Raw genomic sequence first — 15,890 nt, forward strand, 5'->3', positions numbered from 1 at the left:
GCGCCGCACCCACGGGTGCGCGGGGTGCCGTGAACCGCCCACCTCTACGCCCCAAGGCCCCGCAGGGTCAGTCGCAGCAGGCGGTCCGGAAGGGCCGGGTCCTCCGGGGCCTGCTCCGCGGCGAGGGCGATCGCGTTGGTGAGCTGCATCAGGTCGCCGATCGAGACATCGGCCCGCACCACCCCCGCCCCCTGCGCCCGCACCAGCAGCACCGCTCCCGCCTCGCGCAGGGGCTCGCTGCACTGGGACAGCGAGGCGGACATCAGGGCACGTGCCACACCCCGGTACTCACCTGTATGGGTGATGAGCGCGCGCAGCCACTCCACCAGCGCCCCGCAGGGCTGCGCCGCCGAGGCCAGCTGACGTGAGCGCTCCAGCAGGGATTCCAGGGCGTCCTGGAAGACCGCGTTCATCAGGGCGTGGCGATTCGGGAAGTGGCGGTAGAGGGTGCCGATGCCGACGCCGGCACGCCGGGCGATGTCCTCGAGGGAGGCATCCGTGCCGTGTTCCGCGAAGGCGGCGCGTGCCTCGACGAGCAGCCGTTCGTAGTTGCGGCGCGCATCTGCGCGCATCGGCCGGGCCGCGCCGGCCGTGCCGACTACGCCCGCCGTGCCGCCCGTGTCCGCTGCACTGGCCGTACCCGCCGTACCCGCCGTACCGGCGGTATCCGCCGTCTCCGGGCCCGTGGTGCTCGTGGTCATGGCACCCAGCATGCCGCAAGGCCCGGCACGCGTGTGGGCCCCGCCGGGAATGCCCGGCGGGGCCCACACAGGGACTCGGGTCCCGTCAGTCTCAGTCCTTGATCTCGCAGATCACCGCACCGGAGGTGAGCGAGGCCCCCACCTCGGCCGAGAGGCCCTTGATGGTGCCGGAACGGTGCGCGTTCAGCGGCTGCTCCATCTTCATGGCCTCGAGTACGACGACCAGGTCGCCCTCGTTGACCTGCTGGCCCTCCTCTACCGCGACCTTGACGATCGTGCCCTGCATCGGGGACGCGAGGGTGTCACCGGAGGCGGCGGGGCCGGACTTCTTCGCCGCGCGGCGCTTCGGCTTCGCGCCGCCCGCCGCGGCGGTGCGGGCGAGGGTCATGCCCAGCGACGACGGCAGGGAGACCTCGAGGCGCTTGCCGCCGACCTCGACCACCACGGTCTCGCGACCGGGCTCGTCCTCCACGTCGGCCTCGGCGGGGGCCGAGAAGGGCTTGATCTCGTTGACGAACTCGGTCTCGATCCACCGGGTGTGGACGGTGAACGGCTTGCCGCCCTCCGGAGCGAAGGCCGGGTCGGCCACGACCGCGCGGTGGAACGGGATGGCCGTGGCCATGCCCTCGACCTGGAACTCCGCCAGCGCGCGCCGGGCTCGGTCCAGGGCCTGCTCACGGGTCGCGCCGGTGATGATCAGCTTGGCCAGCAGGGAGTCCCAGGCCGGGCCGATGACGCTGCCGGACTCGACACCCGCGTCCAGGCGGACGCCGGGGCCGGTCGGCGGTACGAAGGAGGTGACGGTGCCCGGGGCGGGCAGGAAGTTGCGGCCCGGGTCCTCGCCGTTGATGCGGAACTCGAAGGAGTGACCGCGCAGCTTCGGGTCGTCGTAGCCGAGTGCCTCGCCGTCGGCGATACGGAACATCTCGCGGACCAGGTCGATACCGGTGACCTCTTCGGTGACCGGGTGCTCCACCTGGAGGCGGGTGTTGACCTCGAGGAAGGAGATCGTGCCGTCCGTGCCGACGAGGAACTCGACGGTGCCGGCGCCGACATAGCCGGCTTCCTTGAGGATGGCCTTGGAGGCGCGGTAGAGCTCCGCGTTCTGCTCGTCCGTCAGGAACGGCGCGGGAGCCTCCTCGACCAGCTTCTGGTGGCGGCGCTGGAGCGAGCAGTCGCGGGTGGAGACCACCACCACGTTGCCGTGCTGGTCGGCCAGGCACTGGGTCTCGACGTGGCGGGGCTTGTCGAGGTACCGCTCCACGAAGCACTCGCCACGGCCGAAGGCGGCCACGGCCTCGCGCACGGCGGACTCGTACAGCTCGGGAACTTCCTCCAGGTTGCGGGCGACCTTCAGGCCGCGTCCGCCACCGCCGAAGGCGGCCTTGATGGCGATCGGGAGACCGTGCTCCTTGGCGAACGTGACGACCTCGTCCGAGCCCGAGACCGGGTCCGGCGTGCCGGCGACGAGCGGGGCTCCGGCGCGCTGGGCGATGTGGCGGGCGGCGACCTTGTCGCCGAGGTCACGGATCGCGGCGGGCGGCGGGCCGATCCAGGTCAGTCCGGCGTCGATGACGGCCTGGGCGAACTCGGCGTTCTCGGAGAGGAAGCCGTATCCGGGGTGAATGGCGTCGGCGCCCGAATCTGACGCGGCCTTCAGGACCTTGCCCATGTCCAGATAGCTGGCCGCCGGGGTGTCACCGCCCAGGGCGAACGCCTCATCGGCCGCGCGGACGTGCAGTGCGTCACGGTCCGGATCGGCGTAGACGGCTACGCTCGCGATCCCGGCGTCGCGGCAGGCACGGGCGACGCGGACAGCGATCTCGCCTCGGTTGGCGATGAGCACCTTGCGCACGATGGCTCCCTCCTTAGCTGTGTTGTGCCGGGGGGATGCCACCCCCGGCATGCGGCTACGCCGCGGGCCGGACCCCGCTCCGGGATCTTCCCGGCCGGGGTACTCGGCGGGTCACCGCGCCGAAGACTTCGCTCAAACACGCTGAGTTTAGGGACTACCGACACGGGCTTTCGACCCGTTCCCACTCGTGAGCTTGCCCACACGGAGGGTGATCCGGGACATACCAATACCGTGAAACCCCTTGTCGCACCACGGTACGCCTGGTTCCTGCCGTGCAGCGTAGCCCTCTCGTGTGGTCTAGGTCTCTGCTCAAGGATTAAGGCGCGTGCCTCGATTCTTTGTGGAGTCCCTACGAATGGGCGAATGATTCTTTGCCTGTGCCCTGGCCCTTGTCCGTGGGTTTACCCGTTAGTAGCGTTCGCCCTGACATTCGTACTACTGGTAACAGACTGCTGGGAACTGTGGGGTGGGCGCCGTGGCGCGCAGACTGGTGGCCTTCGTGGCCGCGCTCGTGCTCTTCCTGGAAGCCGCCGGGATAGTGGTCATCAACGGCATCATGGCCACCTTCGTGGACAAGCAGAGCATGTCACTCGACGGTATGGATCCGGGTGCCATGGCGACCGCCACCTGGGTGATGGGCGGAGTCTTCGGCCTCTATCTCGCCTTGTGCGGACTGCTGTTGCTGATCGCCGGCATCCGGGATCGTGGGCCGGGCCGCGTCGGACGTGTCCTGCTGATCGTCTGCGCGGTCATGCACGGCGTGATCGGCGCGGTGACCGTGGGTCTGGTCGGCTGGGACGCCTTCGCGTTCCTGATGGTGGTGCTGGGGCTGATCGTGCTGGCGCTGGTGGTGTACGGGCCGGGCGCCCCGGAGGAATCCGCGGACGCCGCGCCGACCGGCACACCGGAGGGCCCGGCGCCCGTTCCCGGCGGTGCGACTCCCGCCTAGGCCGGCCCGGACACGGACCTGGCGCCGTGCACCGGGCGCCCAGACGTCCGCGTCCTGACCGGGTGCCCAGACGGGTACGTCCTGCCCGGATGTTCAGACCCAGAGGTCCGTGATCCCGATCCCGAGCTCGCCGAGCAGCCGTCGCAGCAGCGGCAGCGACAGCCCGATGACGTTGCCGTAGTCGCCCTCGATGGAGTCCACGAACGACGACGAGCGGCCGTCCAGGGTGAACGCGCCCGCGACGCGGAGGGGTTCGCCGCTGGCCACGTACGCGGCGATCTCCGCGTCGGTCGGGTCGCCGAAGTTCACCGTGGTGGACGCGGTCGCCGAAGCGCGCTGCCCGGTGGCGTTGTCGATCACGCAGTGCCCGGTGCGCAGGACGCCCGCCCGGCCGCGCATGGCCTTCCAGCGGGCGATGGCCTCCTCCGCGTCGGCAGGCTTGCCCAGCGCCTCGCCGTCCAGGTCGAGCACCGAGTCGCAGCCGATGACCAGGGACCCGGCCGCCTCCGCCCGTTCGGCCACGGCGGCGGCCTTCGCCTCCGCGAGCACCAGTGCCAGCTCGGCGGGGCTCGGCGCGGTCAGGGCGTCCTCGTCGACCCCGCTGACGATCACCTCGGGACTGAGGCCGGCGTCGCGGAGCAGCCCGAGACGGGCGGGGGACGCGGAGGCGAGTACGAGACGGCGGCGCTGCTGATCGGTCATGCGGGTCATCGTAGGGGGCCGGGCGTGTCGCGGTGCCGGGAACGGAGCTCGGGGGAGCGCTGCCAGGGCGCTCAGCGCAGGCCCACGATGATCATGCCGATGATCATCACAAGGGCCAGCAGCACGCCTGCCCGGCGCAACATCACCTCCATGTCGCGCAGCTCCTGGGGCGGTTCATCCTTCGGGTCTGACCAGAGCATGCTTCCATCGTGCGGCCCGGACGGCCCCCGGCGCCTGAGTACGCGTACTCAAGCGCCGGAAATCGAGGTCCTGCCGCCCGTGTCAGGGCACCGCCGGCATGCCCCGGTGCCTGGACCACTCCGGCGCCAGAACCGACATCACCGTCGCGTCCACCCGCTCCCCCTCCCACAGCAGCGCGTCACGCAGCACGCCCTCGGCGACGAAGCCGACCTTCTCGTAGGCGCGGCGCGCGCGGGGGTTGAACGCGTAGACCTCCAGTGAGACACGGTGCAGTCCCAGCTTCTCGAAGCCGTGGCCGACGATCAGCCGGGTCGCCTCCGTCCCCAGGCCCTGCCCGTACGTGCCGGGCACGAGGCAGATGCGGAAGTTGCAGCTCTCGTTGCCCGGGTCCCACACATTGAGCACCACCTCGCCCACGACGTGCCCCGTCGCCCGGTCGACCACGGCGAGGTCCAGCCGGTCGTCCTGGTCCCCGCGGGTGGCGTACCACTCGCGCAGCCGTGCCTCGTCGGGTGCGTCGCCGCCGCCGGCATGGTTGCCGGTGAGCCGGGACGCCTCCGGGTCATGGAACATCGGAAGCAGCGCGGGCACGTCGTCCGCCGTGACCGGGCGGAGCAGCACCCGGGGCCCGCTCAGCGTGGGCTTGCTGCGGAAGTCGGGCCCGGCCAGGGCAGGGACAGGGTCGGTCATGGACGCATTGTGTCCGGCCGACCCGTCCAGCGTCCTTCGGTTTTCGGACGGGGGCTCAGGCGGGCGTTCAGGCAGGCCAGAACGTGCGCGTCCACGCCCGCGGGCCCGGCTGCCGTGCCCGCGCCCGGGCGATCCTGGCCGGGTCCGACCATTCCTCGGGCACCCTCGGCGCGCCGGACGCGGCCGAGGCCGTCGCCGCGGCGCGCGCCTGGACCACCGCCAGTGCGGCGGCCAGCTCCTCGGGAGTCGGGTTGCCCCGTACGACCTTGATCACAGCGGCTCCTTCCGGTCGGTCCTAGAGGGGGATGTTGCCGTGCTTCTTCGGAGGAAGGCTTTCCCGCTTCGTCCGGAGCTGACGCAGCCCCCGCACGACCTGCGCACGCGTGTCGGACGGCATGATCACCGCGTCGATGTACCCGCGCTCGGCCGCGGTGTACGGGTTGAGCAGCGTGTCCTCGTAGTCCTGGATCAGCTCGGCGCGCACCTGCTCCACATCGTCGCCCGCCGCCGCGATCGTGCGGCGGTGCAGGATGTTCACCGCGCCCTGCGCGCCCATGACGGCGATCTGCGCGGTCGGCCAGGCCAGGTTCAGGTCGGCGCCCAGGTGCTTCGAGCCCATGACGTCGTATGCGCCGCCGAAGGCCTTCCGCGTGATCACGGTGATCAGCGGGACGGTCGCCTCCGCGTAGGCGTAGATCAGCTTGGCGCCGCGCCGGATGATGCCGTTGTACTCCTGGTCGACACCCGGCAGGAAGCCGGGCACGTCCACGAAGGTCAGCACCGGGATGTTGAACGCGTCGCAGGTGCGCACGAACCGGGCGGCCTTCTCGCTCGCGTCGATGTTGAGGCAGCCCGCGAACTGCATCGGCTGGTTGGCGACGATGCCGACCGGGAAGCCCTCGACCCGGCCGAAGCCGGTGACGATGTTCGGCGCGAACAACGCCTGGGTCTCGAGGAACTCACCGTCGTCCAGGACGTGCTCGATGACGGTGTGGATGTCGTACGGCTGGTTGGCGCTGTCCGGGATCAGCGTGTCCAGCTCGCGGTCCTCGTCGGTGAGGTCGAGCAGGGCCTCCTCGGGGAAGGCGGGGGGCTCGGACAGGTTGTTCGACGGCAGGTAGGAAAGGAGGGACTTGACGTACTCGATCGCCTCCTTCTCGTCGCCGGACATGTGGTGCGCCACACCCGAGGTGGTGTTGTGGGTACGGGCGCCGCCCAGCTCCTCGAAGCCGACGTCCTCGCCGGTGACCGTCTTGATGACGTCGGGGCCGGTGATGAACATGTGCGAGGTCTGGTCCACCATCACCGTGAAGTCGGTGATGGCCGGGGAGTACACCGCGCCGCCCGCGCAGGGGCCGACGACCAGTGAAATCTGCGGGATCACACCCGATGCGTGGGTGTTGCGGCGGAAGATCTCGCCGTACATGCCGAGGGCCATGACGCCCTCCTGGATCCGGGCGCCGCCGGAGTCGTTGATGCCGACCACCGGGCAGCCCGTCTTCAGCGCGAAGTCCATCACCTTGACGATCTTCTGGCCGTACACCTCGCCCAGCGCCCCGCCGAAGACCGTGAAGTCCTGCGAGAACACCGCCACCGGACGCCCGTCCACCGTGCCGTAGCCGGTGACCACGCCGTCTCCGTACGGACGGGTCTGCTCCAGGCCGAAGTTGGTGGAACGATGCCGGGCGAGCTCGTCCAGCTCCACGAACGAGCCCTCGTCGAGGAGCAGTTCGATCCGCTCACGGGCCGTCAGCTTGCCCTTGGCGTGCTGCTTCTCGACGGCACGCGCGGAACCCGCGTGGGTCGCCTCGTGGACGCGGCGCTGGAAGTCCGCGAGCTTGCCAGCGGTGGTGTGGATGTCGATCTCTTGAGGCTCTGCCGGCTCGGACATCGCGCTGCGGCTCCCTGGCTGGTCACGGGGGTACGGGGGAAGAAAAGTGGGGGTGAGATAGGGGTAAGGGGATCGGCTACTGGCTCGTAGCGTATCGGCGTGGATACGGCGGCGCAGTGCGGCGTTTGCCACACCGCGCTGAGCTTGCGCAAGTGACGGGACGCGTCTTCGCGGGGGCCGTGTGTGACGCGCGCGGGGGCGCCGTCCGGCCGTCCGGCCGTGCCCCCTGTTCGCATTCCCGGACCGAAAGGGGCCAAGCTGTGCGACATGACGCCTCCCGCAGCATCCGAAGGCCGCTGGTCCGATCTCGACCGGCCCCCGCTCAACGCGACGGCGCTGCGCCGCGCCCTGCTGCGTCCCGGTGGGCTGTGGACCTCCCTCGACATCGTCGAGTCGACCGGATCCACCAACACCGATCTTTCCGCCCGGGCCGCAGGGCTCGTGGAGGGCGCGGTGCTGGTCGCCGAGGAGCAGACCGCGGGCCGTGGACGCCTCGACCGGAACTGGACCGCCCCCGCGCGCTCCGGGCTCTTCCTCTCCGTACTGCTCAGGCCGGACGTTCCCGTGGCCCGCTGGGGCTGGCTGCCGCTGCTCACCGGTGTCGCCGCCGCGACGGGTCTGGCGAGGGCCGCGGGCGCGGACTTCGCTCTCAAGTGGCCGAACGACCTGCTGGTGAAGGTCGGCGGCGAGGAGCGCAAGACGGGCGGCATCCTCGCCGAGCGGGTCGGCAACGACGGTGTGGTCATCGGCATCGGCATCAATGTCACGCTGCGTGAGGACGAGCTACCCGTGCCGGGCGCGGGCTCCCTCGCCCTCGCCGACGCGATCTCGACCGACCGCGACACGCTGCTGCGGGCACTGCTCCGTTCGCTGGAGGACTGGTACGGGAAGTGGCGTGCGTTCAACGGCGACCCGCACCGCTCACGGCTCCAGGAGGCCTACGCCGCGGGCTGCTCGACCCTCGGTCTGCGGGTCCGGGTCGAACTGCCAGGCGACCGCACCCTCATCGGCGAGGCCGTCGCCATAGACGGGGACGGACGTCTGGTCGTGACCACCCCGGACGGCGAGGATCACCCCATCGGAGCCGGTGACATCGTGCACCTGCGTCCGGGCGGCTGACCCAGGTGCGCCACCCGGACGTGAGCTAGGGCACACCTGCCGTATCGTTGAGGCGCGCCGGTGGGTTCGCGAGGTACGCGGACCGGCACGGCATACAGATCGGCAGGGCAGTGCGCAGGGAACGGGCAGGAGGCGGCCGGTGACCGTCGACGACACGACTTCCGGTTCCGGCGCGGGCGCCACCGGGTCCTCCGGTGGATCCGGGTCGTCCGGTTCTGGCGGGTCCGGTGGCTCGTCGGGCGGGCGCAAGCAGCAGTCGTCGGACTCGGTCTACCCCACCCCCCACCACGAGGTCGACCACACGGCGGAGCCGACCAAGGACCCCCTCGCCATTCGGCTGGAACAGCTGATCCTCGGCGCGGACCGCCGCTACACGCCTTTCCAGGCCGCCAGGACCGCCGGTGTGTCCATGGACCTCGCCTCCCGTTTCTGGCGGGCCATGGGATTCGCCGACATCGGGCAGGCCAAGGCCCTCACCGAAGCCGACGTACTCGCCTTGCGCCGACTGGCCGGTCTGGTCGAGGCGGGACTGCTGAGCGAGCCCATGGCGGTGCAGGTGGCCCGTTCCACCGGACAGACCACGGCGCGGCTCGCGGAGTGGCAGATCGACTCGTTCCTGGAAGGCCTGACCGAGCCCCCCGAGCCCGGCATGACCCGCACCGAGGTCACGTACCCCCTGGTCGAGCTGCTGCTGCCGGAGCTGGAGGAGTTCCTCGTCTACGTGTGGCGGCGCCAGCTCGCCGCCGCGACCGGCCGGGTCGTCCAGGCCGCCGACGACGAGGAGATGGTGGACCGCAGGCTCGCCGTAGGCTTCGCGGACCTCGTGGGCTTCACCCGGCTGACCCGGCGCCTCGAGGAGGAGGAGCTCGGCGAGCTCGTGGAGTCCTTCGAGACCACCTGTGCCGATCTGGTGGCCGCGCACGGCGGACGGCTGATCAAGACCCTCGGCGACGAGGTGCTCTTCGCCGGGGACGACGCGGGCACGGCGGCGGAGATCGCCATGCGGCTGGTCGAGACGATGGCCCACGACGAGACGATGCCCGCGCTGCGGGTCGGGATCGCGTTCGGGACGGTCACCACGCGGATGGGCGACGTGTTCGGTACGACGGTGAACCTGGCGAGCAGGCTCACCTCGATAGCGCCGAGGGACGCCGTCCTGGTGGACGGGGCGTTCGCCGAGGAGCTGGCACGCACCGGCGACGCGCCGGTCTCGGAGGCCCAGGCCGCCGAAGAGGCGGCCATGGCCGAAAAGGAAGGCGGGGAGGGCGCGAAGGGTGACGGCGCGGCGCCGCCGCCGAAGTACCGCTTCGCCATGCAGCCGATGTGGCAGCGGCCGGTCCGTGGACTGGGTGTCGTGGAACCCTGGCTGCTGACGAGGCGGTCCTAGGCCCTGTCGGGGCTGCCTTCTCGGGCCCTTCGACGCCGGGCTACGGCGCTCTTCCGGCTTCGGCGGGGGGCACCCCCACGCTGCGTGCCGGAGCCGCCCGGCGACGCCTCCCCTCTGCGCGGAGGGCCTGGCGCGATCCCGTCCCCGGGCTCGCAGGGACCGGGCGGCCTCGCGCGGTCCGACGAGGCGGGCTGCCCCTCCAGAACCGCCCGGACAGGGCCTAGTATCACCTCCCGGTGAACCATCGTTAACACCGCCGGGAGGCTTGATCATGTCCGAGCAGCGCTTCGGGGAGTTCGTCGTCGTACGCCGCCACGAGGGCGGCCATGTCGCGGAGCTGGTGCTCGACCGGCCCAAGGCGATGAACGCGGTCTCCACCGACATGGCGCGCTCGATCGGCGCGGCCTGTGAGGCCCTCGCGGCGGACTCATCGGCGCGGGTGACCGTGCTGACCTCGTCGAGCGACCGGGCCTTCTGCGTGGGCGCCGACCTCAAGGAGCGCAACTCCTTCACGGATGCCGAGCTCGTACGGCAGCGGCCGACCGCGCGCGCGGCCTACACGGGCGTGCTGGAGCTCCCGATGCCGACCGTCGCCGCCGTGCGCGGCTTCGCCCTGGGCGGTGGCTTCGAGCTGGCCCTCTCCTGCGATGTCATCGTGGCCGACCACACCGCCGTCGTGGGGCTGCCCGAGGTGTCGGTGGGTGTGATCCCCGGCGGTGGCGGCACACAGCTGCTGCCGCGCCGGGTGGGTGCCGCACGGGCGGCGGAGCTGGTTTTCACAGCACGGCGCGTGGAGGCCGTCGAGGCCCGGGAGTTGGGCCTCGTGGATGAGCTGACCGAGCCGGACGGTGAGGCCCGTACCGCCGCGATGGAGCTTGCCGCACGGATCGCGGCGAACTCGCCGGTCGGCCTGCGCGCGGCCAAGCGCGCGATGCGGCTCGGGCACGGCCTGGACCTGCGGGCCGGGCTCGAGGTCGAGGACGCCGCATGGCGCTCGGTGGCGTTCTCCGGGGACCGCGCGGAGGGGGTCGCGGCGTTCAATGAGAAGCGCAAGCCCCAGTGGCCGGGAGAGTGACCTGGGAGAGGGTGAAATCACCCCCGATGTCCGAAGGACCCTAAGCTGGGGTGATGGGTGAGGACGTGCGGCTGCGGGCCGTGGTGGCGCTCGCGCAGTCGATGGCCGCCGCGCACACTCCGCGTGAGTCATGGCGGGCGGCGGCCATGGGGGCGTGCGAGGCGCTGGGCGGGAGTTTCGCCGCGCTGTCGGTCTGGGAGCGGGACCTGGGCCGGCTGAAGGTGCTGGTCAACGCGGGGGACCGGGCGCCGGACGAGGAGGAGTTCCCGGACGGCGAGACCTACCCCGTGCACCGCTTCCCGGAGATCACCGAGTTTCTGCACGAGCAGTGGGCCGGGGGTGGTGCCCCGCGGGCCTGGGTCGAGACGGCGGGGGGCCCCACGGTCGACGAGTCGGGCGGGCACGGTTACAGCCACCACCGCGTCGACGCGCTGCGCCGGCGCGGGCGGGGCTGCTGTGTGGTCGCGCCGATCGTGCTGCACGGGCGGGCCTGGGGTGAGCTGTATGTGGCCAGGGCGGCGGAGCGGCCGGTGTTCGGCCGGGACGACGCCGACTTCGCGACCGTAGTGGCCTCCGTGGTGGCGGCCGGGATCGCCCAGCAGGAGCGCCTCGAGGAGGTGCGCCGCCTCGCCTTCACGGACCCGCTGACCGGGCTGGCGAACAGGCGGGCCGTGGACGTACGCCTGGACGCGGCGATCGAGCGGTACCGGGAGGACCGGTCCGTGGTCTCGCTGGTCGTCTGCGATCTGAACGGCCTCAAGAAGGTCAACGACACACTCGGCCATGCCACGGGGGACCGGCTGCTCGAACGGTTCGGCTCGGTGCTGTCGCTGTGCGGGGCGATGCTGCCGGGCGCGCTGGCCGCGCGGCTGGGCGGCGATGAGTTCTGTCTGCTGACGGTGGGCCATTCGGCGGACGACGTGGTGAAGGTGGCCGAGGAACTCTGCCAGCGGGCCGGTGAGTTGAAACTCGGCGAGGGCGTGGCGTGCGGGGTCGCGTCGACCGGCGACCCGATCGGCCCGGTCCGCTCGGCCCGCCGTCTCTTCCGTCTCGCGGACGCTGCCCAGTACCGGGCGAAGGCGGCCCGTTCACGCGGACCGGTGGTGGCGGGTCGTGATGACACGGTGCTCCCGCTCGCCGACACGCCCCCGGCCACCTCCCAGGACCGGCGCCGCTTCCGTGACGCACCCCCGTAGGGATCGCCCCGGGCATCCCTCCAGGGACGGGTGGTGACAGAGACAGATTCAGTCCGTAGGGTGCTGAATATGGATATGCACACTGTCGCGGTGGGGACGTCCGGGACCACCGTCGAGGATGTCATCGCCGTCGCCCGTGGAAACGCGCGCGTCGAGCTCACCGAGGACGCGCGCACCGCACTCGCCGCCGCCCGCCAGGTCGTCGACGCGCTGGCCGCGAGGCCCGAGCCGGTCTACGGGGTGTCCACCGGCTTCGGCGCGCTCGCCACCCGGCACATCGGCCATGACCTGCGCACCCAGCTCCAGCGCAACATCGTGCGGTCGCACGCCGCGGGCATGGGCCCGCGCGTCGAGCGCGAGGTCGTGCGGGCGCTGATGTTCCTGCGGCTGAAGACCGTGGCGTCCGGCCACACCGGCGTGCGCCCCGAGGTCGCCCAGACCATGGCCGACGTGCTCAACGCGGGGATCACCCCCGTCGTCCATGAGTACGGCTCCCTCGGCTGCTCCGGCGACCTCGCCCCGCTGTCGCACTGCGCGCTGGCCCTGATGGGTGAGGGCGACGCGGAGGGCCCCGACGGCACCCTCCGCCCCGCGGGCGAGCTGCTCGCCGCGCACGGCATCAAGCCCGTCGAGCTGCACGAGAAGGAAGGCCTCGCCCTCCTCAACGGCACCGACGGCATGCTCGGCATGCTGATCATGGCCCTCGCCGATCTGAAGCGGCTCTACACCTCCGCCGACATCACCGCGGCGCTCAGCCTCGAAGCGCTCCTCGGCACCCCGAGGGTCCTCGCACCCGAGCTGCACGCCATCCGCCCCCACCCGGGCCAGGCAGCATCCGCCGCCAACATGCGCGCCGTGCTGGAAGGTTCCGAACTCACCGGCCACTTCCAGGAGGAAGAGGCCCCCCGCGTCCAGGACGCCTACTCGGTGCGCTGCGCCCCGCAGGTCGCCGGAGCGGGCCGGGACACCCTCGCGCACGCCCAGCTCGTCGCCGAGCGCGAACTCGCCGCCGCCGTCGACAATCCCGTCGTCCTGGTGGAGGGCTCCGGGGAAGGCAGGGTCGAGTCCAACGGCAACTTCCACGGCGCGCCCGTGGCGTACGTCCTCGACTTCCTCGCCATCGCCGCCGCTGACCTGGGCTCCATCGCCGAGCGCCGCACCGACCGGCTCCTCGACAAGAACCGCTCCCACGGCCTGCCGCCCTTCCTCGCCGACGACGCCGGTGTCGACTCGGGTCTGATGATCGCCCAGTACACCCAGGCCGCCCTGGTCAGCGAGATGAAGCGGCTCGCCGTACCGGCGTCCGCCGACTCGATCCCGTCCTCCGCGATGCAGGAGGACCATGTGTCGATGGGCTGGTCCGCGGCCCGCAAGCTGCGCACCACCGTCGACAATCTCACCCGGATCATCGCCATAGAGCTGTACGCCTCGACCCGCGCGATCGAGCTGCGCCGCAGCCTGAGCCCCGCTCCCGCCTCACGCGCGGCGATCACGGCCCTGCGGTCCGCCGGTGTCGAGGGCCCCGGCCCCGACCGCTTCCTCGCGCCCGAACTGGCCGCCACGGAGGCGTTCGTACGCGACGGCGGGCTCGTGGCCGCCGTCGAGCCGGTGACGGGGCCGCTGGCCTGACGCCGGCCGCACGCCCAGGCGCCCGGGTACGGACCGTACCCGGGCGCCTCGGTCATCCGGTCCGGAGCCGGACCGGGGCCCGGCGCCGGAGCACGTCAGAAGGCGCGCGCACCGCGGCGCATGGCGAAGGACACGAATCCGGCGCCGATACCGACGAAGGCGGTACCGCCGACGAGATACGGGGTGGTGTCCACGGTGCCCGTGTCGGCGAGGCGCAGCGGCGTGCCGCCGCTCTGGCCCTGCGCCACGAGGCCGGAAGGCCCGTTTTCCGGCCCGGAAGCGGAAGCTCCGGACTGCGTTCCGGCTGTCTTCGGACTCTCGTCCTCCGCCGTCGCGTTCGCCGAGGGGACGAACCACAGCGCACAGAGCAGGGTCCCGGCCGCGGTGGCGGTCAGCAGCGGGCGGCGAGCGACGGACACGTGAAGATTCCCCTTGCGACAGCGGCGAATTGGCCGCGTACGGTGGTGCTGCCGCGATGCTAATGAATGCAGCGGGTCGCAGGAAAGTGCCGGCGGCCCCGGGCCTTACGCTCCGTCGTATGACCACTTCTGAGACTTCACGCTATGTGCGGCTGCATGTCGAATTGGTACTCGAGGTCGCGGAACCGGAAGCGCTGGCCTCCGCCGCCACCGAGCGCATCGAAGCGGACGAGTACATGCATGACGACGAGCGCACCCACGCACGCTCCGCGGTGCTCGAGGACTCCGCGGAGGCTCTCGCCTACCTTGTGGACCCGTTCGACCTCCTCAGCGACGTCCCGGGAGTCGATCTCGCGCAGGCCTCCTGGAGCTGCGAGCAGGTCGACTACGACCCCGACGCGGAGGGGGAGGAGTGGGACCTCGATGATGAGGGCGATGAGGAAGCCGAAGGCGCTGAGGGTGCTGGTGGCCACGAGCACGCGTGACCGGCGGTAGTGCTGGGCAGAAGTGAGGCCGGGCCCCCTCCCGGTGGCCCCATGCGGGCCCCCGGGGAGGGGGCTGTTGCGAAAACGGAACACCCGGTTGCAACCGCGTCGGCGCGGCTCGCGTCGATGAGTGGTGTTGCCCACATCTTTCGTCAGATGTGGAACCGGACGGCCCTTTCTGGGTCTTCTTGAGTGCGTTGGACAGAGATCGGCGACGATGGAGAAGCGTGTGATGACGGACAGCAAGCGGCGCAGGGCCCTCGCGGCCGCGTCCGTGGTGCTCGGCAGTGTTCTGGTGCTCACCGGATGCAGCAGCAGTGCCGACAAGGCCGCCGCCGATGGCTCGAAGAACTCACAGGACCAGGTCGACGCCGAGGCGGCCAAGGACACGTCCGACGCTCGAATAGTCATCTCGCCGAAGAACGGCGCGAACAACGCGAGTATCAACAAGGGCACCAAGGTCACCGTCAGTGACGGTGAGCTCACCAAGGTCACCATGACCACGGCGGAGGGCAAGGCCGTGGAGGGCACCCTGGCCTCCGACGGCAAGAGCTGGCAGCCCAACGGGCAGCTTGAGCGCGCGACCACCTACAAGATCGCGGCCACCGCCAAGGACTCCGAGGGCCGTGAAGCCCACGAGAACGCGTCCTTCACCACGGTCTCGCCCGACAACAGCTTCATCGGGAACTTCACGCCCGAGGACGGCTCCACCGTCGGTGTCGGCATGCCCGTCTCGATCAACTTCAACAAGGCGATCACGGACCGCAAGGCCGTCCAGTCCGGTATCACCGTCACCTCCAGCAGCGGTCAGGAGATCGTCGGCCACTGGTTCAACTCCCAGCGGCTCGACTTCCGCCCCGACCAGTACTGGCAGGCCGGTTCCACCGTCTCCATGAAGCTGAACCTCGACGGCGTCGAGGGTGCCGAGGGTGTGTACGGGGTCCAGCAGAAGACGGTCACCTTCAAGATCGGCCGCAACCAGGTCTCCACCGTCGACGCGTCCTCCAAGACGATGACGGTCACCCGGGACGGCAAGACGATCAAGACGATCCCGATCTCCGCCGGTTCGCCCGAGAACCCGACCTACAACGGTCAGATGGTGATCTCCGAGAAGTTCAAGGAGACCCGGATGAACGGTGCCACCGTCGGCTTCACGGACGACGACGGCAAGGGCGAGTACGACATCAAGGACGTCCCGCACGCCATGCGGCTGTCCTCGTCCGGCACGTTCGTGCACGGAAACTACTGGGGCGACGACAGCGTCTTCGGCAGCGTCAACACCAGCCACGGCTGCGTCGGTCTGAACGACGTCAAGGGCGCGGGCGATCCTGACCAGCCCGCCGCCTGGTTCTTCAACAACTCGATCGTCGGCGATGTCGTGGTCGTGAAGAACTCCAAGGACAAGACGATCCAGCCGGACAACGGCTTCAACGGCTGGAACATGGGCTGGGCCGACTGGAAGGCAGGCTCGGCGGTCTGAGCCTCCGCTGCCGCCACAGACAGCGCGGAACGCGATCATGAGGATAACGCGTAACGGGGGGCTCACCCTGAACCTGGGAGGTTGGGTGGCGGGCCGAGTCTACCCGCGCGG

At 70.9% G+C, this 15,890-nt stretch carries 16 protein-coding genes; 8 read left to right on the forward strand and 8 right to left on the reverse strand.

Translation table 11 applies throughout. The features are described 5' to 3' along the window. Positions 1-44: 44 nt before the first annotated feature. Positions 45-572 carry a helix-turn-helix domain-containing protein gene (locus ABZ532_RS07950; RefSeq protein ID WP_361280478.1) on the reverse strand — a complete coding sequence of 176 codons (528 nt, stop codon included), beginning with the start codon at positions 570-572 and terminating at the stop codon, positions 45-47. Positions 573-792: 220 nt separating this feature from the next. Beyond that, complete coding sequence (locus ABZ532_RS07955) at positions 793-2,556, reverse strand: acetyl/propionyl/methylcrotonyl-CoA carboxylase subunit alpha (RefSeq protein WP_361280333.1); 1,764 nt, start codon at positions 2,554-2,556, stop codon at positions 793-795. 466 nt (positions 2,557-3,022) lie between these two features. On the opposite strand from ABZ532_RS07955, the gene ABZ532_RS07960 reads away from it, so the two are divergent. Next, positions 3,023-3,505 (forward strand): hypothetical protein, encoded by a 483-nt coding sequence (locus ABZ532_RS07960; protein WP_361280335.1) that lies wholly within the window; start codon positions 3,023-3,025, stop codon positions 3,503-3,505. Positions 3,506-3,598: 93 nt separating this feature from the next. Here the strand turns inward: ABZ532_RS07960 and ABZ532_RS07965 are convergent, their stop codons facing one another. From ABZ532_RS07965 to ABZ532_RS07985, 5 genes are all read right to left on the reverse strand, one after another. Beyond that, complete coding sequence (locus ABZ532_RS07965) at positions 3,599-4,216, reverse strand: nucleoside triphosphate pyrophosphatase (protein ID WP_361280336.1); 618 nt, start codon at positions 4,214-4,216, stop codon at positions 3,599-3,601. Between the two features lie 62 nt (positions 4,217-4,278). Continuing rightward, a complete protein-coding gene (locus ABZ532_RS07970) occupies positions 4,279-4,407 on the reverse strand; it encodes a hypothetical protein (RefSeq protein ID WP_361280337.1) in 129 nt (42 codons plus the stop codon). Between the two features lie 82 nt (positions 4,408-4,489). Next, on the reverse strand, positions 4,490-5,098 hold the full coding sequence (locus ABZ532_RS07975) for a GNAT family protein (RefSeq protein WP_361280338.1): 609 nt from the start codon (positions 5,096-5,098) through the stop codon (positions 4,490-4,492). A 67-nt stretch (positions 5,099-5,165) separates the two neighbouring features. Beyond that, positions 5,166-5,372 carry an acyl-CoA carboxylase epsilon subunit gene (locus ABZ532_RS07980; protein ID WP_361280339.1) on the reverse strand — a complete coding sequence of 69 codons (207 nt, stop codon included), beginning with the start codon at positions 5,370-5,372 and terminating at the stop codon, positions 5,166-5,168. Between the two features lie 21 nt (positions 5,373-5,393). Continuing rightward, positions 5,394-6,989: an acyl-CoA carboxylase subunit beta gene (locus tag ABZ532_RS07985; protein ID WP_361280340.1), complete on the reverse strand. Its 1,596-nt coding sequence runs from the start codon at positions 6,987-6,989 to the stop codon at positions 5,394-5,396. Positions 6,990-7,256: 267 nt separating this feature from the next. On the opposite strand from ABZ532_RS07985, the gene ABZ532_RS07990 reads away from it, so the two are divergent. The 5 genes from ABZ532_RS07990 (at position 7,257) to hutH (ending at position 13,395) form a co-directional block, all read left to right on the forward strand. Then, positions 7,257-8,108 (forward strand): biotin--[acetyl-CoA-carboxylase] ligase, encoded by an 852-nt coding sequence (locus ABZ532_RS07990; protein ID WP_361280341.1) that lies wholly within the window; start codon positions 7,257-7,259, stop codon positions 8,106-8,108. A gap of 139 nt (positions 8,109-8,247) precedes the next feature. Further along, a complete protein-coding gene (locus tag ABZ532_RS07995) occupies positions 8,248-9,495 on the forward strand; it encodes an adenylate/guanylate cyclase domain-containing protein (RefSeq protein ID WP_361280342.1) in 1,248 nt (415 codons plus the stop codon). A gap of 271 nt (positions 9,496-9,766) precedes the next feature. Next, on the forward strand, positions 9,767-10,570 hold the full coding sequence (locus ABZ532_RS08000) for an enoyl-CoA hydratase-related protein (RefSeq protein ID WP_361280343.1): 804 nt from the start codon (positions 9,767-9,769) through the stop codon (positions 10,568-10,570). Between the two features lie 53 nt (positions 10,571-10,623). Next, the gene (locus tag ABZ532_RS08005; protein ID WP_361280345.1) at positions 10,624-11,766 is read left to right on the forward strand and encodes a GGDEF domain-containing protein; all 1,143 of its coding nucleotides are present in this window, start codon (positions 10,624-10,626) and stop codon (positions 11,764-11,766) included. Between the two features lie 75 nt (positions 11,767-11,841). Next, on the forward strand, positions 11,842-13,395 hold the full coding sequence (gene hutH / locus ABZ532_RS08010) for a histidine ammonia-lyase (protein ID WP_361280479.1): 1,554 nt from the start codon (positions 11,842-11,844) through the stop codon (positions 13,393-13,395). A 95-nt stretch (positions 13,396-13,490) separates the two neighbouring features. On the opposite strand, the gene ABZ532_RS08015 is transcribed toward hutH, so the two are convergent. Next, entirely contained in the window at positions 13,491-13,814 is a 324-nt protein-coding gene (locus tag ABZ532_RS08015; protein WP_361280346.1) for a hypothetical protein, read from the reverse strand. Positions 13,815-13,933: 119 nt separating this feature from the next. On the opposite strand from ABZ532_RS08015, the gene ABZ532_RS08020 reads away from it, so the two are divergent. Both ABZ532_RS08020 and ABZ532_RS08025 read left to right on the forward strand, forming a co-directional pair. Beyond that, the gene (locus ABZ532_RS08020; protein WP_361280347.1) at positions 13,934-14,299 is read left to right on the forward strand and encodes a hypothetical protein; all 366 of its coding nucleotides are present in this window, start codon (positions 13,934-13,936) and stop codon (positions 14,297-14,299) included. Positions 14,300-14,516: 217 nt separating this feature from the next. Then, on the forward strand, positions 14,517-15,779 hold the full coding sequence (locus ABZ532_RS08025) for an Ig-like domain-containing protein (RefSeq protein WP_361280348.1): 1,263 nt from the start codon (positions 14,517-14,519) through the stop codon (positions 15,777-15,779). Positions 15,780-15,890: the final 111 nt, after the last annotated feature.

This window comes from Streptomyces sp. NPDC019396, assembly GCF_040632375.1.
In the GTDB taxonomy this organism is placed as follows: Bacteria; Actinomycetota; Actinomycetes; order Streptomycetales; family Streptomycetaceae; genus Streptomyces.

Coding starts and splice junctions, on each gene's coding strand:
- ABZ532_RS07950 (WP_361280478.1), bottom strand. CDS start 572: ATGCGCGCAGATGCGCGCCGCAACTACGAACGGCTGCTCGTCGAGGCA.
- ABZ532_RS07965 (WP_361280336.1), bottom strand. CDS start 4,216: ATGACCCGCATGACCGATCAGCAGCGCCGCCGTCTCGTACTCGCCTCC.
- ABZ532_RS07970 (WP_361280337.1), bottom strand. CDS start 4,407: ATGCTCTGGTCAGACCCGAAGGATGAACCGCCCCAGGAGCTGCGCGAC.
- ABZ532_RS07975 (WP_361280338.1), bottom strand. CDS start 5,098: ATGACCGACCCTGTCCCTGCCCTGGCCGGGCCCGACTTCCGCAGCAAG.
- ABZ532_RS07985 (WP_361280340.1), bottom strand. CDS start 6,989: ATGTCCGAGCCGGCAGAGCCTCAAGAGATCGACATCCACACCACCGCT.
- ABZ532_RS07990 (WP_361280341.1), top strand. CDS start 7,257: ATGACGCCTCCCGCAGCATCCGAAGGCCGCTGGTCCGATCTCGACCGG.
- ABZ532_RS08000 (WP_361280343.1), top strand. CDS start 9,767: ATGTCCGAGCAGCGCTTCGGGGAGTTCGTCGTCGTACGCCGCCACGAG.
- ABZ532_RS08005 (WP_361280345.1), top strand. CDS start 10,624: ATGGGTGAGGACGTGCGGCTGCGGGCCGTGGTGGCGCTCGCGCAGTCG.
- hutH (WP_361280479.1), top strand. CDS start 11,842: ATGCACACTGTCGCGGTGGGGACGTCCGGGACCACCGTCGAGGATGTC.
- ABZ532_RS08020 (WP_361280347.1), top strand. CDS start 13,934: ATGACCACTTCTGAGACTTCACGCTATGTGCGGCTGCATGTCGAATTG.
- ABZ532_RS08025 (WP_361280348.1), top strand. CDS start 14,517: ATGGAGAAGCGTGTGATGACGGACAGCAAGCGGCGCAGGGCCCTCGCG.